The following is a 26,938-nucleotide window of genomic DNA, read 5'->3' as shown; positions in this document are numbered from 1 at the left end:
GAGAAGGCGACAAGTAGCATTCGTCCGCTCCAGCCTCTCCCAAAAGAAGCGAGCTGCACCGCATATTTGACCTTTACGTAAAGGGAAAAATCCTCTTAGATACGCCGACTTTGACTGTGCGAAGGGAGGAAACCATGGCGCCGGTCGTGACCTATGCTTACGAGGATTTCACCGTAGGGCGGGAATTTCCGCTTGGCCCGCAATCGCTTTCGGCAGAGCAGATCATCGCTTTCGCCAGCGAATTTGACCCCCAGCCCATGCATCTCTCCGAGGAAGCAGGCCGCCAGAGCATTCTTGGCGGGCTGGCTGCTTCGGGCTGGCATACCTGTAGCCTGTTAATGCGGATGATGGCCGACAGCTATATCTCGGATTCGACGTCACAGGGCAGCCCCGGCATCGATTATGTCGACTGGAAGAAGCCGGTTCTGGCCGGGGACACGCTTTCGGGCAAATCGATCGTGCTGGAACAGCGCCCTTCCGCCTCACGCCCGGGCATCGGCCTCGTAAAACTGCGTCACGAGCTTTACAACCAGCATGGCGTCCTGGTCTCACATGGCGAAAACACCGTCATGTTTCTGATGCGCAAAAATGGGGGAGTGGCGGCATGAGGCTCGCAGAACTTTCCCCGATCGGCGAGCGCGTCACCCTCGAAACGCTGCATTTTTCCGCCGAAGACATTGTTCGCTTCGCCCGCGATTTCGATCCACAACCGTTTCACCTCGATGCTGAAGCCGCCAAACACAGCGTTCTGGGCGGCCTGTGTGCCTCTGGCTGGCACACGGGCGCGGGTTGGATGAAAAGCTTTCTGTCGCACTGGGCAAAAGAGGTGAAGAGGCTGAAACTGGAAGGCCTCGAACCGCCGAAGCTCGGCCCATCGCCGGGTTTCCGCGATCTGAAATGGAAAAAGCCCGTCTACGCCGGCGACGACGTTACCTATTTCGTCACACTGCTCGATGCCCGTCCGCTCGAATCCAGACCCGGGATATGGCTCAACACAACGTTCAACGAAGGCGTGAACCAGTCTGGCGAAACAGTGCTGACTTTTCAGAGCAGCGTTCTGGAGTTCGAATGAGGCGAGGCCGTGAAGGGAATGGCTTTGCCATTGCCTATCTCGGCTGCCTTCAGTGACCCGAAAACTCCACCAGCGTGCGCACGTCCACGCCAAGGTCTTCCAGCTTTTTGCGGCCGCCGAGATCGGGCAGATCGATCACGAAGCAGGCGGAAACAATCTCGGCGCCCATCTGCCGCAAGAGCTTGACCGCGCCTTCGGCGGTGCCGCCGGTCGCAATCAAATCATCGACCAGGATAACCTTTTCACCCGGCTGTACCGCATCGACATGCATTTCCATCTCATCGACGCCGTATTCAAGACTGTAGGCCACGCGGACGGTGGTATGCGGCAGCTTGCCCTTCTTGCGGATCGGCACGAATCCAGCCGATAGCTGATGGGCCACAGCGCCGCCGAGAATAAAGCCACGCGCCTCCATGCCGGCGATCTTGTCGATCTTCGTCCCGGCGTAAGGCTGTACGAGCTCATCCACCGCCCGGCGGAACGCCCGCGGATTTCCCAGCAGCGTGGTAATATCGCGGAAGATAATGCCCGGCTTCGGATAGTCGGGAATGGTGCGGATGGCAGCGGAAAGCTCCGAAGCAATGACGGTCATGGCATGTCCAGTTGATTGGGAAAAATCGATGAGAAGATATCGCCTACCCTATCAATTTGAAGGCGGTTGACCAACTAAAAAGGAAAATTCGCCCTTTTCCCGCCGCGATCTGACAGCGGCGGCTGCGCTTAGGCGAGCGATCGCGCCGCTATCCAGCCAAGTACCAAGCATGAAAAAGCCCCCACGGAGACCGTGAGGGCTTAGAGAATCCGGTTGCCATTGGCAGGCCGATCAATGTTCCTTGTTGGCGTAGACCGACTTTTTAGTGAGATAGATCAGCGCCGTGAAGATGAACAGGAACACCATGACCATAAAGCCGGTGCGTTTGCGCTCTTCCAGATGCGGTTCTGCGGCCCACATCAGGAACGCTGCCACATCCTTCGAATACTGGTCCACCGTCTGCGGCGTCCCGTCATCGTACGTCACCTGATCGGCGCTGATGGGCGGCGCCATCTTCAACGCGACTGCACTGACGAAGTACGGGTTGAAATGCGTGCCTTCGGCCACTTCAACACCAGCCGGCGGATCCTGATAGCCGGTCAGCAGCGCGTGGATATAATCCGGGCCGCCTTCCTGGTAACCACCGATGATCGGGATCATGTCGATGATGAATTGCGGGAAACCGCGCTCCACGCCGCGCGCCTTTGCAAGCAGCGACATGTCGGGCGGCGCAGCCCCGCCATTGGCGGCGGCCGCCGCTTCATGGTTCGGGAATGGCGAAGGGAAATGGTCCGATGGCACCGCCTTGCGGTTATACATTTCGCCGTCGGCATTCGGGCCGTCCTGCACTTCGTATTCAGCAGCGAAAGCCTTGACCTGCTCGTCCGAGTAACCGAGGTCACCCAGCGTGCGGAAGGAAACCAGGCTCATGGAATGGCAGGCCGAGCAGACTTCCTTATAGACCTTCAGGCCGCGCTGCAGCTGACCCTTGTCATATTTGCCGAAGGGACCGGCAAAAGACCAGCTCTGCTCCTCGGGCTTGATCACCGGGAAATGGCCGCCGGCAATCGCATGTTCCGTCTTGGTGGCGAGGTCATGGCTCTCCTCCGCCGCCGAAGCGACGGTGAAGGAACAGCCGATGGCGGCGAAAAGCGCGATGCTTGTTACAAGCTTCTTCATTGTCGTCATCCTTCCTTCGCGCTCAGACCTGGGCTGCCGCTGGCGCGGCACCCGTCTTGGCGGCGTTCTTTTCAAGAACGGCCTCGGTAATCGAATTCGGGATACGCCGGGGCGTTTCGACCAGACCGAGGATCGGCATGATGACGAGGAAGAAGCCGAAGTAATAAAGCGTGCCGATCTGCGACATGATGACGTAGGTGCCTTCCGCCGGGCGGGAGCCCAGCCAGCCGAGCATGATGGCATTCACCACGAAGACCCAGAAGAACATCTTGTACCAGGGACGATAAACGGCGGAGCGAACCTTCGACGTATCGAGCCAGGGCAGGAAGAACAGCACAACGATCGCGCCGAACATCACGAGAACGCCACCCAGCTTGGAATCGATGACCCAGATGTTGAAGGTGATGGCGCGCAGCATGGCGTAGAACGGCAGGAAGTACCATTCCGGAACGATATGCGCCGGCGTCTTCAAGGGATCGGCCATGATGTAGTTATCAGGGTGACCGAGGAAATTCGGCATGTAGAACACGAACCAGGCATAACCGATGAGGAACACGGAAACGCCAAGCGCGTCCTTCAGCGTCGCATAGGGCGTGAAGGGAACGGTATCGGTCTTGCTCTTGACTTCAACGCCGGTCGGGTTCGTCTGGCCGGTAACGTGCAGCGCCCAAATGTGCAGGATAACGACGCCCGCGATCATGAAGGGCAGCAGATAGTGAAGCGCGAAGAAACGGTTCAGCGTCGGCTGGTCCACGGCAAAGCCGCCGAGCAGGAACTGCTGGATCCACTCACCGATGGCCGGAAACGCCGTGAAGAAGCCGGTGATGACGGTCGCGCCCCAGAAGGACATCTGGCCCCAGGGCAGAACGTAGCCCATGAAGCCAGTCGCCATCATCAGCAGGAAGATCACGCAGCCGAGAATCCAGAGGATTTCACGGGGCGCCTTGTAGGAGCCGTAATAAAGGCCACGGGCAATGTGCAGGTAAACCGCGATGAAGAAGAACGACGCACCGTTGGCATGCATGTAACGCAGCAGCCAGCCATGGTTGACGTCGCGCATGATCTTTTCGACGGAATTGAACGCAACCGTCGTTTCGGCCGCATAATGCATGGCCAGCACGACGCCGGTGAGGATCTGCACGATCAGCATGACGGATAGCATCGCGCCGAAAGTGTAAGCGTAGTTCAGGTTACGCGGGACAGGGTAGGCGACGAAGCTGTCATAGATCATGCGCGGCAAGGGAAGCCGCGAATCGATCCACCTCTCGATGCCGGTGGACGGCTGATAACTGGAATGACCACTCATGAATATCTGTCCCCTTATCCGATCTTGATCACGGTATCGGATGTGAATGCAAATGTCGGGATGGCGAGGTTCTGCGGCGCCGGACCCTTACGAATGCGGCCCGCCGTATCGTAGTGCGAGCCATGGCAGGGACAGAACCATCCGCCGAAATCGCCGGCCTGGCCGAGCGGAACGCAACCGAGATGGGTGCAGGAACCGACCATGACGATCCAGTTTTCCTTGCCCTGCCCGGCGGAGCGGTCGATATCGGTCGCCTGCGCGTCTGCAGCGATGTTGGCATTGCGCGCCACCGGGTCCTTGAGATCGCCGAGAGCGACCGCCTTGGCTTCCTCGATTTCCTTTTCCGTGCGGTTGCGGATGAAAATCGGCTTGCCGCGCCACTTAACGGTGAGCGACATGCCCGGCTCGACGGCCGCGACATCCACCTCGATGGAGGCAAGCGCCAGCGTCGATGCATCGGGACGCATCTGGTCAATGAAAGGCCATGCAACTGCGGCAGCACCGACGGCGCCCGCCATTCCCGTCACTAGGTAAAGAAAATCGCGACGGGTCGGTTCACCCGAAGCGTCGTGATTGGTTACGTGCTCGCTCACCGCTACACCATCCTCTGCGCTGTTTTTGCCGTAAATCGCATGAGTCCTCCCGCTATGATTTGATCCAGGACAAACTCCGTCCCTCGGTCCTGGACACACCTGCGGCATCAAGAAACCGCGTCACTTTGTGTGATCGCAAAATATTGACCGACTTGGCAAGAGCAAAGCACACAAAGCTGCCGTAATTCTGCCGGAAGCGCCCGATTTGGTTGTCATTTTTTTTCGCCGCCTCTGGCAGTCCGGCAACATTGTGCGCTCAAATCCGTCGTGTTAGGAGACTTCAAGGGAGAGCTTTGAAAGCAGGGATTCGGATGACGGCGAAGCTCTCGTGCATGGTTTCCACGGCGCTTGCTGCCGTCCTCGTCATCGCCAGCCTGCGCTACATCACCGACTTCTGGCTTTTGGCCTTCGTCACCAGCTTTCAGCTCCATATTGCTGCTGTCTGCATCCTCGTCTCATGCCTTGTCTTCTGGCTGACGCGTGACGCTATCTCGGCCGTGCTCTTGATCTGGTCACTTGCCTTGGCCATTCACGCCGTGGCGATGCTCATGGAATTTTCAACGACGGCCAATGCGGCTCCGGGCGCAAAGCCCTTCCGCTTGCTCTCATTCAATGTCTTGATGGACAACGCGGCCAATGCGGATGCGATTGCCGACAAGGTTCTCGAATCAGGTGCCGATGCCGTTTATCTTTTCGAGGCGGCCGCATTGCGCTCGGCCCTGCCGCGCCTGCAGCAAACCTATCCGCACCGGCTCGGTTGTTATGAGGGTACGCCCGGCTGTGATCTCGTCATCCTGTCAAAAAGGCCGTTGCTGGAAAGCCGCTTTTATAATCTCAGCGATCTTCGGCGGGATCGTTTTGCCGTGGCGAATGTCGATCTCGACGGCACGCAACTGACACTTGCCGCCGGGCACATCACCAAGCCCTATTTCGACGATTATCACCGGGACGAACTGGACGAAATCAGCGAAATTCTATTTCGAATCACCGGCCCGCTCATTCTCGCCGGAGACTTCAACTCATCCAGCATCGCACCTGACATGCGCGCCTTCCTCGCCGCCAATGATCTGAAGAAAGCGACATTTGAGCCTGCGACCTGGCCAACCAGGGCAGGAAGTTTCGGCATCGCCATCGACCATATCTTCGCCCGCGAGCCGGCAACGCTGATGAAGACAACCCGGCTGCAAGACAATCTCGGCTCCAATCATTATGGCCTGATGGCGGATTTCTTGATCGGAAAGTAGGGCGTTTCCGGTGGGATCGCCGCATTGTCCGACGCCGGAACGAACCCGTTCCGGCTGGAAATGCCCCGGCTGACTTATTGCGCCGCCTCATCAGCGGCAAGGAAGCCACCCGACTGGCGCGCCCAGAGCTCGGAATAAAGCCCGCCCTGCTTAATGAGTTCGGAATGGGTCCCCTGTTCAACAATGCGCCCCTGATCCATGACGATCAGCCGGTCGAGGGCGGCAATCGTCGACAGCCGATGAGCGATGGCGAGAACCGTCTTACCCTGCATCAGCTCATCGAGATTGCTCTGGATCGCCGCCTCCACCTCTGAATCGAGAGCCGACGTCGCTTCATCGAGAACGAGAATAGGGGCGTCCTTCAACATCACGCGGGCAATGGCGATACGCTGGCGTTGCCCGCCGGAGAGCTTCACGCCGCGTTCGCCCACATGCGCATCGAACCCTTTGCGCCCACGCTGGTCCTCAAGCCGTTCGATGAAGTCGTCCGCCTTGGCCCGCCGCGTCGCCTCCCGCAACTGTTCCTCGGTCGCATCGGTGCGGCCGAACAGGATGTTGTCCCGGATGGAACGATGCAGCAGCGACGTATCCTGCGTGACCATGCCGATGTGAGCGCGCAGCGATTCCTGCGTCACATGGGCGATATCCTGCCCATCGATCAGGATGCGGCCTTTTTCGACATCGTAAAAACGCAGCAGCAGGTTGACGAGGGTGGATTTGCCGGCACCGGAGCGCCCGACGATTCCAACCTTTTCGCCGGCCCTGATCTCGAGGTTGAGATTGCCGATGACGCCATCCGCCCGCCCATAATGGAAGCTGACATTCTCAAAGCGGATGCTCGGCTTCTTCACCTCGAGCACCGCCGCGTCGGGCGCATCGACGAGACCGATCGGCTGCGAGATCAATTCGGCGGCATTCTGCACCGTACCGAAATTGCGCATGATGCCGTTGAACTGCGTCATCAACCGCCCGAGCAGAAAGTTGAGCCGCAGCACCAGCGCCAGCGTGAAAGCCACCGCGCCGGAACTGATCTTGCCGGACAGCCACAGATCGATGCAGAGCGCCGCCATTGACGTGATCATCACGCCCGAGAGCAGCGCCATGGACGCACGCACGCCGGTGATGAACCGCGTAAACGTCATCGTCGCGCGCTGGAAGATATCGAAACCCTGTCGCATGTAGCGGTCATTGGCGTCGTCGCGCCCGAACAGCCGCAGCGTCTGGATATTGCTATAGGCATCCACCATCCGGCCCGACAGCATCGAGGCGGCTTCCGCCGTTTCCCTGGAATGGTAGCGGATGCGCGGCACGAAATAGCGCGCCAGCAGCGAGAAGATCGCCACCCAGACAACGACGACGACCGCAAGCCGCCAGTCCAGCCCCCCGATCAGGAAAAGCATGGAAACCGAGTAGATGCCGACGAACCAGACGCTTTCCATCAACGAGGTTACGAGATCGCCCGCGGCCTGTCCGCCCGACCAGACCTTGGTCACGATACGGCCGGAAAAGTCGTTCTGGAAGAAGGTCAGCGATTGCCGCGCCACATGCATGTAGGATTGCCAGCGCACCAGATTGTAAAAGCCGGGCGTGATGATCTGCTGGTCCACCAGCGCCGTGACCATGGTGACGACGAAGCGCACGATGCCGATCAGAACCAGCATGCCCACGAGTTCGCCGCCATGCGCCGCAAGCAGCCCCGCCCAGCCCTCTTCCGGCTTTACGGTGGAGAGAATATCGACGAGCCGTCCGACGAACCAGAACAGCGCCGCCTCGATGGCCGCCGTCAGCCCGCCCAGCACCAGCATGGCAAAAAACGGCGCCTTCGCCTGCGAGATATAGAACCAGATGAAGGCGAACGTGCTTTCCGGCGGCCGCAAATCGTCCTTGCGGTCGAAGGGCTTTATCCAGTTCTCGAAATACTCGAAGATGCGGGTAATGACCATGATCCGGATATAGGCAGATTCCCGCTTGGGGAACAGCCGCAGTGGCTTTGGGGAGAGATTATATTTCGGTAACGTTCGTGGAATGAAAAAAGGGCGGGAAATGTTCCCCGCCCTTAAATCGACCCAGCGATATTTTGCGCATCAGCTGCATCCTCACACCGTCACCCCGGACTTGATCCGGGGTCCAGCGCGATCAAGTCCTTGATCGCAAAAGACTCCTCTCACGCCGCGGACGCGCCGTGACTGGATGCCGGATCTAGTCCGGCATGACGGAGGAGAGGTTGGCGCCCATATCATAGGCGAGAGGGCGGGGAACCATGCTTGCCGCCCTCTCGATTTTCCCTACTCCGCAGCCGCTTCCGCCTCGTGATCGGCGATGAATCCGCCGGACTGGCGGCGCCATAGGTCGGCGTAGATGCCGCCCATTGCGACCAGATCCGCGTGGCTTCCCGCTTCCACGATCCGGCCCTTGTCGAGAATGATGAGGCGGTCCATTTCGGTGAGCGTCGAAAGACGGTGAGCAATTGCGATCACCGTCTTGCCTTCCATCAGCGCGAACAGATTCTCCTGGATCGCCGCCTCCACTTCCGAATCGAGCGCCGAGGTCGCCTCATCAAGCACCAGAATCGGCGCGTTCTTGAGGAAGACCCGGGCGATCGCAATACGCTGACGCTGACCGCCTGACAGTTTCACACCGCGTTCGCCCACCTGCGCATCGAGGCCCTGGCGACCATGCATGTCGACGAGCGTTTCGATGAAGTCCCAGGCATTGGCCCGCTTTGCCGCTGCGATCACCTGCTCGTCAGTCGCTTCGGGATGACCATAGGCGATGTTGTCGCGGATCGACCGGTGCAGCAGCGACGTGTCCTGCGTCACGACGCCGATCAGTTCGCGCAGGCTGTCTTGCGAGACCTTCGAGATGTCCTGCCCGTCAATGGTGATCTTGCCGCCTTCCAGATCATAGAAGCGCAGGAGCAGATTCATCAACGTCGTCTTGCCCGCGCCGGAACGGCCGACAAGGCCAACCTTCTCGCCTGGCTTGATGTCGAGCGTCAACCCGTCGATCACGCCCTTGTCCTTGCCGTAGTGGAAACGAACATTGTCGTAACGAATAGCGCCCTGCGGCGCCGCAAGCTGAGGGGCCTTCGGGACATCGACGATGTCATGCGGCTTCGTCATCATCGACATGCCGTCATAGACTGTGCCGATGTTTTCGAACAGCGACGTGACTTCCCACATGATCCACTGCGACATGCCGTTGACGCGCATGGCGAGGCTGATGGCGATAGCGACCGATCCGGCTGTTACCGAACCCTGCATCCAGAAATAAAGACCGAGGGCGGCCGTGGAAAACAGCACCACGGCATTGTTGAGGTCGATCAGGATGTTGAAGCCGGAAATCTTGCGCATCTGGCGGTGAACGGTTCCGAGAAACACGTTCATGCCCTCCCGCGCATACCTCTCCTCGCGGCCCGCATGGGAAAACAGCTTGATCGTTGAGATATTCGTATAGCTGTCGACGATCCGGCCCGTCATCATCGAGCGCGCATCCGCCTGCTCCTGCGCGAGCCGGCCGAGCTTCGGCACGAAATAGGTGAGGATCGCCAGATAGAGGCCAAGCCAGACAAGCAGCGGAATGACGAGCCGCCAGTCCGCAGCCGCCACCATGAACAGCATCGAGATGACGAAGCTGATGGCGTAGACGAAGACATCGATCACCTTCAGCGCCACTTCGCGGATCGCCAGCGCCGTCTGCATGACCTTGGTCGACACCCGGCCGGCAAATTCATTGGCGAAGAAGTTCATGGAGTGGCGCAACAGGAAACGATGCATTTTCCAGCGCGCGATCATGCCGAAATTGCCGGCAAGCGTCTGGTGCATGGTCATGGTGTGGATTGCGCCCATCAGCGGCAGCAGGAACAGCACCAGCCCGGCCATGCCGATCAGACGCCAGCCCTCATCGGCAAAAAACGTTTCGCGATTGGCCGTGGACAGCCAGTCGACGATATTGCCGAGGAATTTGTAAAGCATGGCTTCCGCAATGGCGATGCCCATGGACATGAGGCCAAGCAGAAGGAGCCACGGCCATGCGGGCCTAACATAGTGCCACAGGAACGGCAAAAGCTTCTGCGGCGCTACGGACGGCGCGGAAGCGGGAAAGGGATCGAGGCGTTTTTCAAACCAGCCAAACATAGGCCAAGCTCCGGCAATCAATCGCTCCATCGTGGCATGGTGAGCGGACACAGATAGGGCTCACGACGGAACGGAAAAGTCTTTTAACATGGCCACAACAGCCACATGGTGAATTTAAATACGGGAGACGCGGCAGCGCCGCGGAATACCACCTAAGCCAGCAGGCGAAGCACTGGGGCCGGGAGGCGAATGCGAATGTCATTTGGCATGGAAACCTCCTTTGGCTGGTGTTGAAGATGCCGCTCTTTTATCGCAAAAGAAGACGAAACGCCAGCCGCCTGCCTTAAAAAAGTGCAACCGCATACAGGCACGGATTTCCCCATCCGGTTTACGGGCAGCAGCGCCATCTGGGTTCGCCCATGAAACATGGATCAGGAGACCATGCAGACAATCAGGATCGCCCTCTACCAGCCCGATATTCCCGGCAATACCGGAACCATCCTGCGGCTGGCCGCCTGCCTCGGTCTCGGCGTCGATATCATCGAGCCAGCAGGTTTCGACATTTCCGATCGCAATCTGAAACGGGCCGGCATGGACTATATTGCGGCTGCCTCCCTGACCCGGCATGTCAGCTGGGACCGCTTCGAGGAATGGCGAGCAACAACCGGTCGCCGTCTTGTTCTCGCCTCCACCAAAGCTGCGGTGCCGTATACGGAAATCACCTATCGCGCGGATGACATCCTGCTGTTTGGCCGCGAAAGCGCCGGTGTACCCGACCACGTGCATGAGAGGGCGGATGAGCGAATCATCATCCCGATGGTCGAGGGCCAGCGCTCCATCAACGTCGCGATGTCGGCGGCCATGGTCACGGGCGAGGCTTTGCGGCAAACAGCATGGGGGTGAGCGTCATTTTTAACGCCATATTTTGGTGCAGATACAATATTTAAACCATTTCCGCGTCAAAACTGTCGCAACCCGGCCTGTACCATAGGCGTTGACCCTCCTATACTATTAGCCGGACAACAAAAATCGCCCTCGCCGGAAGCATCCGCTGGCGGGTGTGAGGAGACGTCGCATGCAATCCACAATTGTCATCGTCAACCTTCTCGGCGCCGTCGCGCTGCTGCTTTTCGGTCTTGCCCAGGTGAAGGACGGCGTGACCCGGGCCTTTGGCATGAAACTGCGAAGCGTGCTTGCAACCGGCACCCAGAATGGTCCCCGCTCCTTTTTCTCTGGATTTTTCGCAACGGTGGCACTGCAAAGCTCGACGGCAACGGCGCTGACGGTGGCCTCCTTTGCCGAGCGCGATCTCATCCGGCCGCGCATGGCGCAGGTGGTGCTGCTTGGCGCCAATGTCGGCACCGCCGTGACGGCCTGGATCGTGGCAGCCGGTGTGGAATGGCTCTCCCCGCTTCTGATCCTTTCCGGCATCATTCTCAAAAAAGGCAGCTCCAATGCCAGACAGGGCGGCGGAACGGCAGTTATCGGCATTGGCCTGATGCTTCTGTCGCTGCATCTGCTGAGCGGCGCGACCGAACCCATGCGCGCCTCCCCGGCGCTTGGCGTCTTCATCGGCCTGCTGGATGGCGCGTGGCCCGTTGCACTGATCTTTTCCGCCGTGCTCGCCTTCGTCTCGTCGTCAAGCCTTGCCGTGGTGGTCCTGATCCTGTCGCTTGCCGCCACCGGCACGCTGTCCACCGGGCTGATCATCGTTCTCATTCTCGGCGCCAATCTCGGCGGCGCCGTTCCGCCCGTCATCGCCACACTCTCAGGCCCCGCCTCGGCGCGGCGCATCACGATCGGCAATCTCGTGGTGCGCACCATCGGCTGCCTGATCGCCATGCCGCTTGCCTCCTATGGCGCAGAATTTCTGCAACAATTGCCGCTTTCCCCGGCCAAGCTGCCCGTGGATGCGCATCTCATCTTCAACGTCATTCTGGCGGCACTGGCGTGGCCCTTCTCCGGCCTGATCTCCGACCTGATGACCAAGCTGGTGCCGGGAGATCCGAAGGCCGAGGACGGCCCCTTTTTCCTCGATCAGCAGGCGCTGGACGTGCCTGTCGTCGCGCTCGCCAATGCCACCCGCGAGGTGTTGAGCGTCGGCGACAGCATCGAGCGGATGCTGATTCGCGCCGAGAACGCCTTCAAGCACAACGATCTTGCGCCGCTGCAGGAAGTTTCCGTTCTGGAAAAGAAGGTCGACCGCCGCCAGCAGGAAGTGAAGATCTATCTGTCCCAACTGGGGCGCAAGGGGCTTGCCGACGAGGAAGCAAGGCGCTCGATCGCCATCATCGATTACGCCATCAATCTCGAACATGTCGGCGATATCATCGAAAAGGGCATCTGCGAGCAGATCCGCAAGAAGGTGCTGAACAACTTCAAGTTTTCCGATGACGGATATGAGGAGTTGAAGACGCTGTTCGACATGACCATCGAGAACCTGCGCGCCGCCCAGAGCATTCTGGTGACGGGCGATTTCGAGCTGGCGCGTCGTCTCATGGAGAGCAAGGTGGATATACGCCGGTTGGAAAAACGATCGTCAAACCGGCATCTGGAGCGGCTGCGTGACGGGTTGACGGAGAGCATGCAGACGAGCTCGCTTCATCTCGACATGTTGCGAGACCTCAAACGCATCAACGCCCACATCGTGTCGGTGGCGCATCCCATCCTGGATGAAAGCGGCGTGCTGATCGAAAGCCGCCTGCGCTATGCCGAGCCCCGCGCCTAGCGCATTTTCTGAAAGGGTGCCCCTGGTTTTCCGTCCGGAAATGCGACAGACAAAACGTTGGCGCGTTTTCGCATCCGAAGAATAGCGAAGACGCTTCCAATCTCAATCGGCGGACGGCAGCCGCCGCATGGTGAATTCGATGCGGTCACCCTCGAGCTGCCGCCAGCTTTCCACTTCGGTCCAATACGCTGCCTTTGGAAAACTGTCGAACCACTCCCGCGCCTTGGCGCGAGCTTCTTCGCGGCCGAGACAAAAGGTCTGGCGCACGAACATGCCGTCTCGCTGCGGAACGCCGCTGGCGCTTTCGCGCTCCTTGCGGTGATTGGCGATCCTGCGCTTCAGCCCGTCGAGCGGCGGCGGTCCGGTAAATTTCGTCATGATATTCACCTCTGGCACCTACATCTTTAAAGATAGTGACGACGCGCTGGCTTGGCGAGTCGAATTTGTGCGCGGCGCAAACACCTGCTAGACGCGGCGGGACACAGACTTCAATGCAGGAGAATGACGAAATGGAACGGCCAATCTTGCCGAAGGGCTTGCCCGAGGATATCGAAGACAGGAAGGCCGTTGCCCAAGCGTGGTTCCAGCACCTGCGCGATACCATCGTTGCCTCCTTCGAAACCCTGGAGAACGAACTCACAGGTCCCCTTTCCGATCAGGAGCCCGGCCGCTTCGTCCAGAAAGAGTGGCTGCGCGACAATGGCGAAGGCGGCGGCGGCAAGATGTCAATGATGGAAGGCCGTGTCTTCGAGAAGGTCGGCGTCCACACGTCCACCGTCTATGGCGAGTTCTCGCCAGAATTCCGCAAGCAGATTCCGGGCGCCGAAGAGGACCCGCGCTTCTGGGCCTCCGGTCTGTCGCTCATCGCCCATCCGGTCAATCCCAATGTCCCGGCCGTGCACATGAACACGCGCATGGTCGTCACCACCAGTCACTGGTTTGGCGGAGGTGCGGATCTGACGCCCGTTCTGGGCCGCAGGCGGACGCAGGAAGACCCGGACACCCAATTGTTTCACAGGGGCTTCGAGATCACCTGCAACCGGCACCCCGTTGCGGATTATCCGCGTTTTAAGGCATGGTGCGACGAATATTTCTTCCTGAAGCATCGCAACGAGCCGCGCGGAATAGGCGGCATCTTTTTTGACTGGTTGCATCCAGAAGAGGAGAAAGGCGGCTGGGACGCGAATTTTGCCTTCGTGCAGGACGTCGGCCGCGCCTTCAATCTCGTCTATCCGAAAATCGTCCGCTCCAATTTCAACCAGCCATGGACGGAAGAGGACCGCGACGAGCAGCTGATCCGCCGTGGCCGCTATGTGGAGTTCAACCTGCTTTATGACCGCGGCACCATCTTCGGCCTGAAGACCGGGGGTAACGTCGAATCAATCCTGTCATCGCTGCCGCCGGTGGTGCGCTGGCCCTAGGGCGCTTCACGCAGATTTGACGCTCATCAGCCATTTCGTCGCAAATAGCGCGAATTAGGACTTATGGAAAAACCAAGGCGGTGATAGTCTCCTCCCGCAGACGTACTGGAGGAGCTATCGTCATGATTACTTCGAACAGCATGCCTATTTCTGCTTCCGCCGAGGGAGCATCGCAATCCATCGATACCACCGCATTGATTGACCGCCTTGCCGCCGAAATGCGCGCAACGGGCGATCGCGAACTGCCGCATTCCTTTTATGTCGAACAGGTGAAACGCACGCTCGCCGGAAAAGCCGTGAAGCGCGCGGATAATGACGAACGGCCCAGCACAAAAATCCCGCCGGCCGGGACGTCCTCCGTTTTCCAGTGCTGGGCGATGCCCGAGTAATCAGGGTTCAGCAATCAAGGACGCCGCTTTGGAACATAAGCGGCGGACTTTTGTTTCATACCGCAGGGGCGGCACTTCACTTCACGCTGCCCTTTCGCTGAAACAGGGAGGCAAGACCATGAGACTTTTTGAATGTGGAACGCTCGTGCCCGGCTGTGCCTGGCACACCCGTGCGGATGATGACGCAGAAGTCGTTCGCCGCACTGTGGAACACATGCGTGCGGCTCACGGCGAAACCGTTATCCGCGAAAACATGATCGATAATATCAAGGCCCGCATCCACGACGAGGCGAACGCGGCTTAACGCTGGAGCATCACCATTCCGGCGCTCTAGTGCTCGAGCATGTCCTTAAGCCGGGCGGTCAACGCTGCCCGGTCAAGCGAGAAGTTGACGTCTATCCACTTCTCCTCCAGGCTCTTCAAAACATCGCCCACTTTTGGGCCAGCCTCAACCCCGGCGGCCATCACATCAGCACCGCTTAGGGGAAAGGCGGGTTTCTGAAATTTTTCCGCCCTTGCCAGCAACGTCGAAAAGCGCGCAACCTTTTGCATCGCCGTGTCGCCGGCCGAGATATCGGCACGGGCTGCTGCGAGCGCCAGCTTCAACCGTGCCTTCATGCCTTCAACGCCTCGACGGTAAAGCAGACGGTCGAGAGCCGTGTCTTTAAGGTCGGGATCAGCCGCCGGCGCCGAAGCCCAATTGGAAAGATAGGAAGCTTCCGCCTTTGACAGTCGCAGACGCGCGGAAAGAGCAGCGAGCCTCTCCCGGTCGGGCGGCACGATGGCAGCAAGCCGGAGCATAGGCTCAACCGCCCAGCCGAGGGCCTGCTCCGCCGCCACCAGCCCATGAATGGCGTCGATACCCCATTTCTCAGTCTCGGGAAGAATTTCCGAGAGAACGCCCGATTGCCGCATCCAGAGCAGGGCGCGGGACGGATCGCGGGCGGAAAGCAGCTTTTTGAGTTCGCCCCACACCCGCTCGGCGGAGAGCGTTGCCAGCTTGTCCTTGGCCCGCGAACTTGCTCTCAGACCATCCGCATCCGGCCGGCCGGAGCCGTAATGGGCAAAGAAGCGGAAAAAGCGCAAAATCCGCAGGTAATCTTCCGAAATCCGCGTCGCAGCATCGCCGATAAAGCGAACCGTCCCGGTTTCGATGTCGGGCAAACCATTGATGAGATCGATGATTTCGCCATTTTCATCGGCGTAAAGCGCGTTGATGGTCAGGTCGCGCCGTTCCGCATCCGTCTGCCAGTCGGTACCGAAAGCCACCTGTGCGTGGCGGCCATTGGTTTCCACGTCACGGCGCAACGTCGTCACCTCGAAACCTTCGCCGTCGATCACGAGAGTCACCGTGCCGTGCTCGATGCCGGTTGGAACAGCCTTGATGCCCGCCGCCCTTGCCCGCGCCACCACCACATCAGGGGTAAGCGTCGTCGCCATGTCGACATCCGCGACGGGCAAGCCCATGAGAGCGTTGCGAACGGCCCCGCCCACGATTCGCACTTCGCCGCCATCGGCATTCAGAAGCGCAAAGATGCGCTTCAGCGCCGGTTTTTCGAACCAGTCCTGACCGGCAAGGCTGCTCATGAATAAAACCTCTCGTAAATCGTCCTGACGATGCCCGCCGTAATGCCCCAAATGTAGCGCTCGCCATAGGGCATTTCATAGAAAAACCGCTCCTTCCCCTGAAAGATGCGGCTGCCGCGCCCGTGGTTTTCGGGGTTCATCAGGAAGGACAGAGGCACCTCAAAAACCTCGTCCACTTCCGCCGGATTGAGCGTGAGGTCGAAACCGGGCCGAACAACGGACAGCACCGGCTTGATGCGAAAGCCCGTACCGGAAATATAATCCGGCAGACGCCCCACGGTCTCTACGAAAGAGCGCGAAAGCCCGATTTCCTCTTCCGCCTCGCGCAGCGCCGCCTCCTCAGGCGTGCGGTCCTCGGCGTCGATACCGCCGCCCGGGAAGGAAATCTGGCCGGAATGCTTGCGCAGGGTGGAGGTGCGCTGGGTGAAGATCACCCGCGCGTCCTCGCCGTCATCGATAACGGGAACCAGAACCGCCGCATCCTTCAGTTTGATGCCGTTTCCGGACAGCACCACGCCCGGATTGAGAACGTGATCGCCATTTTCCCTCTCGGCAACGCCTTCGCCTTCCTGCAGCACCCGCCGGCGGAAGTCGGCGGCGGTAAAACCCTTCAGCGCCGTCATTGTCATTGCGAAAGCCGTTCCAGTTCATTGGCGGGCATGACCGGAAAAACGACGCCCCCCGAGCGCACCGCGAACATGTCGACGCCGTCCACCTCGATCACCTCTCCGAGTGCGACGAGGTCGTACATCACGGCCCGCGACACCAGCGCTTCCAGACGTCCGCGGACGAGAAGATAGGGCTTCAACTCCCGGTTCTCGCCGTAAATTTCAAACCGCAGCGGATGCTCCTGCCCCGCCTCCACCACATCGCCGACATTCGTGCGGAAAGTGAGTACGGGCTCGCCGTCCACCTCGCCCGCCGTCACCTTCATTTCCACGGCCACGAAAGGCGCATCGACGACCCGGATGCCGACTTTTTCCACAGGAGTCACGAGATAGGTTTTGCCATCCTCATCCTTGCGCAGAACAGTGGAAAACAACCGAACCAGCGGCGCCCTGCCGATGGGCGTTCCGAGGTAGAACCAGGTGCCGTCGGCGCGGATTTCCATGTCGAGATCGCCGCAAAAGGGCGGATTCCAGCGCTCGACCGGGGCCGGTCCGCGCCGGGCGTCGCCGGTCTGTTCCGCGGCGCGGGAAATCATCGCCGCCAGCCCTGCCGCATCGCCTGCCGAATTTATCGTCTCCGCTGCCATATTCGAGTCTCGCTTTGCCGATAAGGAAATACTAAGTCACGACATAGTCATTCGAATGGCGCTTGTCAGCGGCCAAGAGAGCAATAAGCTATATGCAGCGCAAAATCCGTTCCGGCCAACGGCCAGCAAAGCCGGAATGCACTTGCGACAGCGGCGAAGGTATGAGGAGAGCGACATGGGCGTGATGAATACCGGCGAAACCCTCGACGAAAAGGCGATCATCGCTTCCGCCGAAAAGGCGCTTTCCGACATTGCGGCGATCCGCACCGAAGTCTCCAAGGTCATCTTCGGTCAGGAAAAAGTGGTGCAGAACACGCTTCTCGCCATCCTTTCCGGTGGCCATGCGCTGCTCGTCGGCGTTCCCGGTCTTGCCAAGACCAAGCTTGTCACCACGCTTGGCACCGTGCTCGGCCTCGATGCCAACCGCATCCAGTTCACGCCGGACCTGATGCCGTCGGATATTCTCGGCTCAGAAGTCATGGACCAGGATGAAAACGGCCGCCGTTCCTTCCGCTTTATCAAGGGACCGGTTTTTGCGCAGTTGCTGATGGCCGATGAAATCAACCGCGCCAGCCCGCGCACGCAGTCCGCGCTGCTGCAGGCCATGCAGGAATACCACATCACCATGGCCGGCCAGACCTATGAGCTGCCGAAGCCGTTCCACGTTCTCGCGACGCAGAACCCGCTGGAACAGGAAGGCACCTATCCGCTGCCGGAAGCCCAGCTCGACCGTTTTCTCCTTCAGGTGGATGTCGGTTATCCCGAACTCGCGGCCGAACGCCAGATCCTGCTCGACACGACGGGTACCGCCTCGGGTGAAGCACGTGGCGTGATCGATGCGTCCCGCATGATGGAGATACAGGCGCTGATCCGCCAGATGCCGGTCAGCGACAAGGTGGTGGACGCCATCCTGTCACTCGTTCGCTCCGCCCGCCCCGGTCACGGCAACAAGTTGACCGATAAAAACGTCGCCTGGGGTCCCGGTCCGCGCGCCGGCCAGTCGCTGATGCTGACGGCCCGTGCGCGTGCGCTGTACGAAGGCAGGCTCGCGCCGTCGCTAGACGATGTCTATGCGCTGGCCGAACCGGTTCTGGAACACCGCATGGCGCTGACCTTTGCGGCCCGCGCCGAAGGCATGTCGGTGCGCGATGTCATCGCGGCCCTCGTGGAGCAGGCGAAGAACTGAAGCGACGTTCGCGAAAGGACTGCATGTGGCATCCATCGGCCAGATCGTAGACAAGACGCCAGGTAGCGAAGTTCTGGCGCGCGCGCGCCAGCGCGCCGCCCTGGTGCCGGACTGCATGGTCGAGGCAAAGCGCATCGCCAACACCGTCACCGCAGGCTGGCATGGCCGCCGCAAGCGCGGCATCGGCGAAAATTTCTGGCAGTTCCGCCCCTATGCCGAGGGCGAAAGTCTCTCGCGCATCGACTGGCGGCGCTCCGCCCGCGACGATCACACCTATGTCCGTGACCGTGAATGGGAAGCGGCCCACACCATCTGGCTCTGGGCCGACATGTCGCCGTCGATGATGTTCAAATCGACCCTCGGCTCCGTTTCCAAGGAAAGCCGGGCGCTGGTACTGATGCTGGCGCTGGCGGAAATCCTCGCGCGCTCGGGTGAGCGCATCGGCTGCCCCGGCATCATGGAACCGGTTTCGGCCCGAAATGCCGCCGAACGGCTCGCCACCGCAATCATGCATGCGCCGCCGACAGAAGGCATGCCGGAAACGAGCATGATCCGTGGCGCGAGCGACATTGTTCTGATCGGCGATTTTCTTGATGATGCGCAGGCCGTGATGGAACGCATTTCGCCCCTCGCACGGCGTGGCCTGCGCGGCCACGTGGTGGAAATTGCCGATCCGGCTGAAGAGACCTTCCCCTATTCCGGCCGCACCGAATTCAGCGATCCGGAAACCGGCGAAAAACTGGTCTCCGGTCGCGCCGAGACCATTCGCGAAGACTATACCCGCGCCTATTTCGCAAGGCGCGAGGCGCTCTCCTCCTCACTTCGCCGTCTGGGCTGGAACTTCGTGTTCCATCGCACCGATCATCTCGCTTCCGAGGCATTGGTGGCCATGCACATGTATCTTTCCGGCGCACCCGCGCAAGGCGGTGGCCGCCGATGAGCGCATTGCCTTTCGTCTTCACCAGCCCCTATATCCTCTTCGGCTTGCTGGCGCTGCCTGCCATCTGGTGGCTACTGCGGCTCACCCCGCCGCGCCCCAAGGCGGAAGTCTTCCCGCCGCTGAAGATCCTGGCGACGGTGTTGAAACGTGAGGAAACACCATCGAAAAGCCCGTGGTGGCTCACCCTGCTGCGCATGGCGCTTGCCGCCGCCGTGATTCTTGCTCTCGCCGATCCCGTGGTAAATCCACGCAACAGCGGCATCGCCGGCAGCGGTCCGCTGGTGCTGGTGGTTGACAATAGCTGGGCGTCTGCGCCCGACTGGGAGCGACGCGTGGCGACGGCGGAAGCCCTGATCGGGGATGCGGAGCGTGCCGAGCGCCCCGTCGCCATCGCTTTTACAGCCGATGCCGAACATGACGCCGTACCCGGAACGACAGCGGTCGCCCTGGAAAAGCTGGCAGCGGCAAAACCGAAGCCGCTCGTTCCCGATCGTGTCCGCACCGCCGAAGCCATCACCGAAGCGCTTAACGGCACGACCCCCGGCACCCTCGCCTATATCGCTGATGGCGTGCAGACGGCGCAGGACGAAAGCGCCCTGAAAACGCTCGCCAGTCTTGCACCCGCCGAATTCCGCATCGTCAGCGGCGACGGCAAGGCGATCGCCGCGATAACGGGGGCAACGAACAATGCCGAAGCCATGAGCGTTTCGCTCTCAAGGCTCGATACTGCGGACGCTGCCCGGTTGACGGTCAACGCGCAGGACAGCCAGGGCCGCATCCTCGCCAATGGCATCGCCACCTTCGCCCCCGGCCAGGCTGAAACAACGGCAACGGTGGAAGCGCCCTTCGAACTGCGCAACGATTTCGCCCGTCTTTCCCTTGAAGGTGTTTCGACGGCAGGTGCAGTGCATCTTCTCGATGACGGCTTCCGCCGCCGCCGCGTGGCGCTGCTGGCAGGCGAAACCGGCAATGATTTCCAGCCGCTGCTGCAACCGCTTTATTATATCAGCCGTGCACTTCAGCCCTTCGTCGATCTCATTCCGCAGCGGCAGGCCGATCTCGCGCAGGCCATCCCGGAAATCCTGCAATCCAACCCCTCCGTCATCGTCATGGCTGATATCGGCCGCCTGCCGCAGGAAACCTATGAGCCGATGCAGAAATGGCTTGCGGGCGGCGGCACGTTGATCCGCTTCGCCGGGCCGCGCCTTGCCGCAGCACCCGCCGACGACCCACTGGTGCCCGTGACACTGAGACAGGGTGAACGCGCACTCGGCGGCGCGCTCTCCTGGGCAGAACCGCAGCCGCTTGCCGATTTCCCTGCATTCGGCGCTTTCGCCGGCATGCCGAAGGCCGACGGCATTCTCGTCAAACGCCAGGTTCTGGCCGAGCCGACACCTGATCTCGCCGAACGCACCTGGGCAAGCCTTGCCGATGGCACGCCGCTCGTCACCACCCGCAATGTCGAGGCGGGTCGCATCGTGCTATTCCATGTCAGCGCCGAGGCCAGCTGGTCCGACCTGCCGATATCGGGCCACTTCGTCGATATGCTGCGCCGTATCGTGCAATTGTCCAAGGCGGGCGGTGCTTCGGCTTCCGCCAATGCCCCAGCCGCAGCCCTGCCCCCGTTCCGGCTGCTGACGGCCGAAGGCGCGCTATCTGCCGAAATCGGCACTGCCCGGCCGCTGGAAATGCCCGCGGGCCAGCCTCCGCGCACCGGTTTCGACAATCCCCCCGGCCTCTACGGCACAGAGGATGGTTTCGTGGCTCTCAATCTTCTGCCGGCAGGTGCGACGCTGCGCCCGTTCGATACCTCTGCCGCCGGTGTCAGCACATCAAGCGAAGCCTTGATCGGTGAAACGGCGAAATCGCTGCGCCCTGCCCTCTTCATCGCTGCGTTCCTGATGCTGATCGCCGACAGCCTGATCGTGCTCTTCATGAACGGCGCCTTCGCCCGCCTGCCGAAAGCCCGCAGCGCCACAGTGGCCACAATGCTGCTGGCGCTTGGTGCCTTTGCCGCCATGGCGCCAAACGATGCCCGCGCCGACGATCCCAAACCCGGCGACGAGCAGATATTCGAGCGGCTGGACACCACGCATCTCGCTTATGTCCGCACCGGCGAAGACGATGTCGACCGCATTTCAGAACAGGGTTTGCAGGGTTTGAGCGAATTCCTGACCTGGCGCACGACGCTGGAGCCCGGCCAGCCTGTCGGCCTCGATATTTCCAAGGACGAATTGTCCTTCTACCCAATCATCTACTGGCCGGTTTCGGCCTCCGCCCCGATGCCGTCCAGCGCCGCCATCTCGCGCATCGACGCCTATATGCGCGCCGGCGGCACCGTGCTCTTCGATACGCGTGACCAGTTCTCTTCGCTCGATACCGGCGCGACCAGCGCCAATGGCGAGCGTTTGCAGGCAATCCTCGCCAATATCGATATTCCGCCGCTGGAGCCGGTGCCGGAAGACCATGTTCTGACGCGCTCCTTCTATTTGCTCACAAACTTCCCCGGCCGTTACAATGGCTCGCCGCTCTGGGTGGAATCGCGTCAGGGGGCCGCCAAGACCACCTCCGGCCTTTCCTCCTCTGGCGATGGCGTGACGCCGATCATGATAACCGGCAATGATTTTGCCGGCGCATGGGCCGTTGATGCGCAGGGCGCACCGGTCCTGCCCACTGTACCGCCCGACGAGATGCAGCGCGAACATGCCTTCCGCTCCGGCGTCAACATCATGATGTATATGCTGACCGGCAACTACAAGGCCGATCAGGTCCATGTTCCGGCACTTCTCGAACGGTTGGGGCAGTGACATGACATTGACCTTTGCCCCCTTCTTGCCGTGGATCGTGATCGTCATTCTGGCCGTCGCCGCTCTTCTCCTTTCCTTCATCGGCCTGTGGCGCGGCGTGCGTGGCGCATGGCTGCGCGGGCTGGCGCTTGCCGCCCTGCTCGCCGCCATCGCCAATCCGCTCCTGACGCAGGAGGAGCGCGAACCGCTCTCCACCATCGTCCCCGTCATCGTGGACCGCTCGCAGAGCCAGGACGTGCAGGACCGGCCGCAAATGACGGACACGGCGCTTAACGCGCTGAAAGACCGGCTGTCCCGTTTCCCGCGTATCGAGCCGCGCATCGTTGAAGTGCGCGATAATGGTGAGAGCGATTCGCCGTCGACCCAGCTTTTCTCGGCCTTGTCCTCCGCCGTTTCGGATGTCTCGCCTTCCCGCGTCGGCGGTGCGATCTTCCTCAGCGACGGCCAGATACATGATATTCCGAATGCGCAACCTAATGCCGAACAGGCGCTCGGCTTCCGCGCACCCGTGCACGGCCTGATCACCGGCAAGGCTGATGAGTTCGACCGCCGCATCGAAATCGTTCGCGCCCCGCGCTTCGGTATTGTCAACGAGGAACAGCAATTGACGCTGCGGGTCTTCGATGACGGTCGCCCGGCAGGCGGCGGTGCGGCTGAGGTGACGGTTAAGATGAATGGCGAAGAAATCGCCACGCTGCAGGCCACCCCCGGCCAACCGACGCCGTTCAATTTCAAGGTCCCACGCGGCGGCAACAACGTCATGGAGTTTTCCGTTGCGGAAATCCCGGGCGAAGTGACCGTTGCCAATAACCGCGCCGTTCATCTGATCGAAGGCATCCGCCAGAACCTGCGCGTCCTGCTCGTCTCCGGCGAACCGCACGCCGGCGAACGGGCATGGCGTAACCTCCTGAAATCCGATGCTTCGGTCGATCTGGTGCATTTCACCATTCTGCGTCCGCCGGAAAAACAGGACGGCACGCCGATCAACGAACTCTCGCTGATCGCCTTCCCCACCCGCGAACTGTTCGTTGAGAAGATCAATGACTTCGATCTCATCATCTTCGACCGCTACCAGCATCGCGGGGTGCTGCCGATCCTCTATTACGATTACATCGCCCAATATGTCGAAAAAGGCGGCGCGCTCCTGATCGCCGCCGGGCCGGAGCATGCCGGTCAGGATTCAATCGCCATGACCCCGCTCGCCTCCGTGCTGCCGGCGCAGCCGACAGGTCAGGTGCATCAGGCCGCCTTCTACCCGCGCCTTTCGGAAGCGGGCAAGAAGCACCCTGTCACCCGCGGGCTGGAAGGCTCGGGCAACGAGCCGCCGCAATGGGGCCGCTGGTTCCGCACCATCAGCGTCGACCCGCCGCAGGGCCAAACCGTGATGCTGGGCGATGGACAGGACCCGCTGCTGGTGCTCAACCGTCAGGGCGAAGGCCGCGTCGCCATGCTGCTGTCGGATCAGGGTTGGCTCTGGGCGCGTGGTTATGAGGGCGGCGGCCCGCATGTGGCGCTTTACCGCCGCATCGCACACTGGCTGATGAAGGAACCGGAACTCGAGGAAGAGGCGCTGACGGCACGCGCCAACGGCCGCACCCTGCAGATCACCCGTCAGACCATCGGCGACGATCCCGGTCAGGCCAGCGTGCGTTTCCCTTCCGGCAAGACGGAGAACATGGTTTTCACCAGCAGCGAGCCCGGTCTCTACAGAATCGAGCGCCGCATGGATGAAACAGGCCTGTTCGAGATCAAGAACGGCGATTTCACCACCCTCGTGCATGTCGGCGCGGTGGACGCACCCGAATTCAAGGCAATGATTTCAACCACCGAAACGCTGAAACCGCTGGCCGATGCCACAAGGGGCAGCGTGCATCGTGTGGCCGATAATTCCGGCCGTATCGCTTTGCCGGATATTTTGCCGGTTCGCGGCGATATCAGGGTTGCCGATGAGGATCGCATGCTGATACGCATGACCGACGAGACGGTGCTGAAAGGCGTTAACACCCTGCCGCTCTTTGCCGGTTTTGCCGGGCTCGGCGCCCTGCTCCTTGCCTTCTCCGCGCTCTGGTGGCGTGAGGGCCGGTAAAGACCGCGGCCCGACGGCAGCGTCGGGTTTTCCGTCTCCAGCGTGAAACCGAAAGCGGTCGCCATCCGGCGTCTGGAGAACAGGCATGAATTTCGTATTGAGTGATGTTGCCGACGCGGAAGTCGAAAAAGCCATTCGCGAGCCGTTGGTGGCCTACAACATCGCCCGCTTCGGCGAGAGCGACAAACGCGAGCTCAACATCACTATCCGCGATGAAGACAATTCCGTCACCGGCGGCCTTGTTGGCCACACCGCCCGGGGCTGGCTTTACGTGCAGCTTCTTTTCGTGCCGGAGACAATGCGAGGACAAGGCACGGCCTCGAAACTTCTGGCCATGGCCGAAGACGAGGCAAGAAAGCGCGGCTGCGTCGGCGCCTATATCGACACGATGAACCCGGACGCGCTCAGAACCTATGAACGCTACGGCTTCACCAAGATCGGCGCGCTCGGGCCGCTTTCCAGCGGCCAGTCGATCACGTGGCTGGAGAAGCGGTTTTAGTCTCTAGGCGGCGATTCCCGCTGGATTAGCCTCAGCCGTTCGGCCCATGGCAGTGCGGATCTGCTGGCGAAGCCACACGGAGCCGGCATCCGCATCGGTCTGCAAGGTCCAGACCATGGCGACCGGCGGGAAATTCAACATCACCGGCACCGGGCTTGTTTCAAGCCCCAGCATCGGCGCGTAACGCTGCGCGATACGTGAGGAGACCGTCGCAAGCACGGCCGATGACCGTGCCGTGGCCAGCACCGAGAGAAAATCCGGCGCGGCGGCAACGACGTCGATCTCCAATCCGCTCAATTCCAACGCGTCCTTGATGCAGCCATGCAGGCTGTCTGTCTGCGATATCACCGCGTGTTTGGCTGACACATAGTCGTCCAGTCCAACGGGATTGGGCAGATCAAGCAAAGCCGGGTTGAAGCAGCAAAGCACGCTGGAGGAATAAAGCGGCTCGCAATGGTGCCGCTGCTCCTTCGAATAGGTGCATCCGACAGCCATGTCGATAACGCCCGTATCCAGCATCGCAGTAATTTCCTGCTCCTGCCCGCTGCGGGCCAGAATGCGAATACCGGGCGCGATCTCCCGCAGTCGCGCCGTCAGATCCGGCAAAAGCAACAGCTCCACCTCGCTCGACATGCCCAGCCGGAACGTGCGGCGCTCCGTCGCCGGATCGAAGACATCCGCCGTCAAAACCGCCGCCTGCGCCTGTCTCAGCGCCTGCCGCACCGGTCCCGCCAGATTGAGCGCCCGCGCAGTTGGCTTCATTTCCTGCCCCACGCGAATGAAAAGCTCGTCCTGAAACAGGGTACGCAGCGTCGAGATATTATGGCTCATCGCGGGCTGCTGGATTTTCAGCCGGCGCGCGGCGCGCGTCACGTTCATCTCCTCCATCATCGCATCGAAAGCGACGAGAAGATTGAGGTCGAAGGAACGGAGATTGAAATGATCGATAGTTTGCATAAGTCACATCGATTTGATTGCTGGCTTCCCTACTCTTAGCTGGAGTGCGGAAAGTTTCAAGACGTTCCCTAACTCAGGAGCCTTTAATGCCATCACGTCGCTCACTTCTCAAAGGCGCCGCCAGCGCCCTCCTTGCAGCCCCTTTCATTGCGCCTACCCTCGCCTTCGCCAAAGCGCCGCTCGCTGCCACACAGGCGCCCGGCTTCTACAGGCTGATGGTCGGCAAGGTAGAAGTCACCGCCCTTTCGGACGGGGTCGTCGCGCTGCCGCTTGCAAAACTCTACACCAACACGACACCGGAACACGCATCCAAGGTGCTGAAGGATGCCTTCCTACCGGACGAGACGCCGACCTCCGTCAATGCGTTTCTGGTCAATACCGGCGACAGGCTGGTGCTGATCGATGCCGGCACCGGCACCTATCTCGGCGCGAGCCTTGGCAAGCTCGTCGCCAATATCGAAGCCTCGGGCTACAAGGCCGGTGAAATCGACGACATCATCCTCACACACATCCATACCGACCATTCTGGCGGACTGACGGCGAATGGCAAACGCGTCTTTGCCAACGCGACCCTGCACGTCAACAAGCGCGAAGCCGCTTTCTGGCTGGACGAGGCAAAAGCGAAAGCAGCGCCCGAAGCGATGAAAAAATATTATGCCGAAGCGAAGGAGAGCATCCAGCCCTATATCGATGCCGGCAAGTTCGAGACATTCGGCGACAATGCCGCACCGGTTCCCGGTCTTGGGTCGATCCTCTATGCCGGCCACACACCAGGCCACAGCGCGGTCGTTCTGGAAAGCGAAGGCCAGAAAATCGTCTTCTGGGGCGATATCACCCATGGCGATATCCTCCAGTTCGATGAACCCGATGTCGCCATCGAGTTCGACGTTGACCAGAAGGCAGCGGTGGTCGCTCGCGATCTGGCGTTCAAACAGGCGGTAGAAGGCAAGTATCTCGTGGCAGGCGCTCACATCGCCTTCCCCGGCATCGGCCACGTGCGCGCCGACAGCACCAATTATGATTGGCTGCCGGTCAATTACGCGGCGCTATAACAAGAAGAAGATGTGGCCCGATTCTGAAA

Annotated in this window: 25 protein-coding genes; 14 read left to right on the top strand and 11 right to left on the bottom strand. The window is 60.6% G+C overall.

Annotated elements, in window-relative coordinates; genetic code table 11:
* The first annotated feature begins 134 nt into the window (after nt 1-134).
* Nucleotides 135-608, top strand: a complete 474-nt coding sequence (locus tag FS804_RS14340; protein ID WP_063950682.1) for a MaoC family dehydratase — start codon at nt 135-137, stop codon at nt 606-608.
* Nucleotides 605-1,072: a MaoC family dehydratase gene (locus FS804_RS14335; RefSeq protein ID WP_144577240.1), complete on the top strand. Its 468-nt coding sequence runs from the start codon at nt 605-607 to the stop codon at nt 1,070-1,072. The genes FS804_RS14340 and FS804_RS14335 overlap by 4 nt, the downstream gene beginning before the upstream one ends.
* A 49-nt stretch (nt 1,073-1,121) precedes the next feature.
* On the opposite strand, the gene FS804_RS14330 is transcribed toward FS804_RS14335, so the two are convergent.
* From FS804_RS14330 to petA, 4 genes are all read right to left on the bottom strand, one after another.
* Nucleotides 1,122-1,664, bottom strand: coding sequence for an adenine phosphoribosyltransferase (locus FS804_RS14330; protein WP_144577238.1), 543 nt, complete (start codon nt 1,662-1,664; stop codon nt 1,122-1,124).
* Nucleotides 1,665-1,895: 231 nt separating this feature from the next.
* Nucleotides 1,896-2,783 carry a cytochrome c1 gene (locus FS804_RS14325; RefSeq protein ID WP_063950684.1) on the bottom strand — a complete coding sequence of 296 codons (888 nt, stop codon included), beginning with the start codon at nt 2,781-2,783 and terminating at the stop codon, nt 1,896-1,898.
* Nucleotides 2,784-2,805: 22 nt separating this feature from the next.
* Complete coding sequence (locus FS804_RS14320; protein WP_063950685.1) at nt 2,806-4,089, bottom strand: cytochrome b N-terminal domain-containing protein; 1,284 nt, start codon at nt 4,087-4,089, stop codon at nt 2,806-2,808.
* Nucleotides 4,090-4,103: 14 nt separating this feature from the next.
* Complete coding sequence (petA, locus tag FS804_RS14315) at nt 4,104-4,682, bottom strand: ubiquinol-cytochrome c reductase iron-sulfur subunit (RefSeq protein ID WP_035220195.1); 579 nt, start codon at nt 4,680-4,682, stop codon at nt 4,104-4,106.
* 311 nt (nt 4,683-4,993) lie between these two features.
* Between petA and FS804_RS14310 the strand changes: the two genes are divergently transcribed.
* A complete protein-coding gene (locus tag FS804_RS14310; protein WP_144577236.1) occupies nt 4,994-5,926 on the top strand; it encodes an endonuclease/exonuclease/phosphatase family protein in 933 nt (310 codons plus the stop codon).
* A 74-nt stretch (nt 5,927-6,000) separates the two neighbouring features.
* On the opposite strand, the gene FS804_RS14305 is transcribed toward FS804_RS14310, so the two are convergent.
* Nucleotides 6,001-7,869 carry an ABC transporter ATP-binding protein gene (locus FS804_RS14305; protein ID WP_144577235.1) on the bottom strand — a complete coding sequence of 623 codons (1,869 nt, stop codon included), beginning with the start codon at nt 7,867-7,869 and terminating at the stop codon, nt 6,001-6,003.
* A gap of 342 nt (nt 7,870-8,211) precedes the next feature.
* Nucleotides 8,212-10,062, bottom strand: coding sequence for an ABC transporter ATP-binding protein (locus FS804_RS14300; protein WP_144577233.1), 1,851 nt, complete (start codon nt 10,060-10,062; stop codon nt 8,212-8,214).
* 381 nt (nt 10,063-10,443) lie between these two features.
* On the opposite strand from FS804_RS14300, the gene FS804_RS14295 reads away from it, so the two are divergent.
* Together FS804_RS14295 and FS804_RS14290 are read left to right on the top strand one after the other, a co-directional pair.
* Nucleotides 10,444-10,905, top strand: a complete 462-nt coding sequence (locus tag FS804_RS14295; protein ID WP_144577232.1) for a tRNA (cytidine(34)-2'-O)-methyltransferase — start codon at nt 10,444-10,446, stop codon at nt 10,903-10,905.
* Nucleotides 10,906-11,077: 172 nt separating this feature from the next.
* A complete protein-coding gene (locus FS804_RS14290; protein ID WP_063950689.1) occupies nt 11,078-12,730 on the top strand; it encodes a Na/Pi cotransporter family protein in 1,653 nt (550 codons plus the stop codon).
* 102 nt (nt 12,731-12,832) lie between these two features.
* Here the strand turns inward: FS804_RS14290 and FS804_RS14285 are convergent, their stop codons facing one another.
* Nucleotides 12,833-13,108: a hypothetical protein gene (locus tag FS804_RS14285; RefSeq protein WP_063950690.1), complete on the bottom strand. Its 276-nt coding sequence runs from the start codon at nt 13,106-13,108 to the stop codon at nt 12,833-12,835.
* A gap of 131 nt (nt 13,109-13,239) precedes the next feature.
* Between FS804_RS14285 and hemF the strand changes: the two genes are divergently transcribed.
* The 3 genes from hemF (at nt 13,240) to FS804_RS14270 (ending at nt 14,844) form a co-directional block, all read left to right on the top strand.
* The gene (gene hemF / locus FS804_RS14280) at nt 13,240-14,151 is read left to right on the top strand and encodes an oxygen-dependent coproporphyrinogen oxidase (protein ID WP_144577229.1); all 912 of its coding nucleotides are present in this window, start codon (nt 13,240-13,242) and stop codon (nt 14,149-14,151) included.
* 122 nt (nt 14,152-14,273) lie between these two features.
* Nucleotides 14,274-14,540, top strand: a complete 267-nt coding sequence (locus FS804_RS14275) for a hypothetical protein (RefSeq protein WP_144577227.1) — start codon at nt 14,274-14,276, stop codon at nt 14,538-14,540.
* A gap of 118 nt (nt 14,541-14,658) precedes the next feature.
* Complete coding sequence (locus tag FS804_RS14270; RefSeq protein WP_144577225.1) at nt 14,659-14,844, top strand: DUF1059 domain-containing protein; 186 nt, start codon at nt 14,659-14,661, stop codon at nt 14,842-14,844.
* 26 nt (nt 14,845-14,870) lie between these two features.
* Here FS804_RS14270 and FS804_RS14265 read toward each other — a convergent pair whose 3' ends face one another.
* From FS804_RS14265 to FS804_RS14255, 3 genes are read right to left on the bottom strand one after another with little or no spacing between them, the layout of a single operon-like run.
* Complete coding sequence (locus tag FS804_RS14265) at nt 14,871-16,127, bottom strand: CCA tRNA nucleotidyltransferase (RefSeq protein WP_144577223.1); 1,257 nt, start codon at nt 16,125-16,127, stop codon at nt 14,871-14,873.
* On the bottom strand, nt 16,124-16,756 hold the full coding sequence (locus FS804_RS14260; protein WP_144577221.1) for a CoA pyrophosphatase: 633 nt from the start codon (nt 16,754-16,756) through the stop codon (nt 16,124-16,126). Before FS804_RS14260 ends, FS804_RS14265 begins: the two co-directional genes overlap by 4 nt.
* Entirely contained in the window at nt 16,753-17,382 is a 630-nt protein-coding gene (locus FS804_RS14255; RefSeq protein WP_144577219.1) for a DUF1285 domain-containing protein, read from the bottom strand. The genes FS804_RS14260 and FS804_RS14255 overlap by 4 nt, the downstream gene beginning before the upstream one ends.
* A gap of 175 nt (nt 17,383-17,557) precedes the next feature.
* Here FS804_RS14255 and FS804_RS14250 point away from each other — a divergent pair, with 175 nt between their 5' ends.
* The 5 genes from FS804_RS14250 (at nt 17,558) to FS804_RS14230 (ending at nt 24,900) form a co-directional block, all read left to right on the top strand.
* Entirely contained in the window at nt 17,558-18,568 is a 1,011-nt protein-coding gene (locus FS804_RS14250) for a MoxR family ATPase (RefSeq protein WP_063950697.1), read from the top strand.
* Between the two features lie 25 nt (nt 18,569-18,593).
* Nucleotides 18,594-19,508 carry a DUF58 domain-containing protein gene (locus FS804_RS14245; protein ID WP_063950698.1) on the top strand — a complete coding sequence of 305 codons (915 nt, stop codon included), beginning with the start codon at nt 18,594-18,596 and terminating at the stop codon, nt 19,506-19,508.
* Nucleotides 19,505-22,315: a DUF4159 domain-containing protein gene (locus FS804_RS14240; protein ID WP_144577217.1), complete on the top strand. Its 2,811-nt coding sequence runs from the start codon at nt 19,505-19,507 to the stop codon at nt 22,313-22,315. Before FS804_RS14245 ends, FS804_RS14240 begins: the two co-directional genes overlap by 4 nt.
* 1 nt (nt 22,316) lies before the next feature.
* Nucleotides 22,317-24,401 carry a hypothetical protein gene (locus FS804_RS14235; protein ID WP_144577215.1) on the top strand — a complete coding sequence of 695 codons (2,085 nt, stop codon included), beginning with the start codon at nt 22,317-22,319 and terminating at the stop codon, nt 24,399-24,401.
* Nucleotides 24,402-24,486: 85 nt separating this feature from the next.
* Nucleotides 24,487-24,900 carry a GNAT family N-acetyltransferase gene (locus FS804_RS14230; RefSeq protein ID WP_144577213.1) on the top strand — a complete coding sequence of 138 codons (414 nt, stop codon included), beginning with the start codon at nt 24,487-24,489 and terminating at the stop codon, nt 24,898-24,900.
* Between the two features lie 3 nt (nt 24,901-24,903).
* Here the strand turns inward: FS804_RS14230 and FS804_RS14225 are convergent, their stop codons facing one another.
* Entirely contained in the window at nt 24,904-25,857 is a 954-nt protein-coding gene (locus FS804_RS14225; RefSeq protein WP_144577211.1) for a LysR substrate-binding domain-containing protein, read from the bottom strand.
* A gap of 86 nt (nt 25,858-25,943) precedes the next feature.
* Between FS804_RS14225 and FS804_RS14220 the strand changes: the two genes are divergently transcribed.
* Nucleotides 25,944-26,909 carry an MBL fold metallo-hydrolase gene (locus FS804_RS14220; protein WP_144577209.1) on the top strand — a complete coding sequence of 322 codons (966 nt, stop codon included), beginning with the start codon at nt 25,944-25,946 and terminating at the stop codon, nt 26,907-26,909.
* Nucleotides 26,910-26,938: the final 29 nt, after the last annotated feature.

This window comes from Agrobacterium sp. DE0009 (assembly GCF_007680755.1).
Lineage (GTDB): Bacteria > Pseudomonadota > Alphaproteobacteria > Rhizobiales > Rhizobiaceae > Agrobacterium > Agrobacterium tumefaciens_B.
Note: the sequence above shows the minus strand (reverse complement) of the source record. Positions and strands in the feature narration are given on the sequence as shown.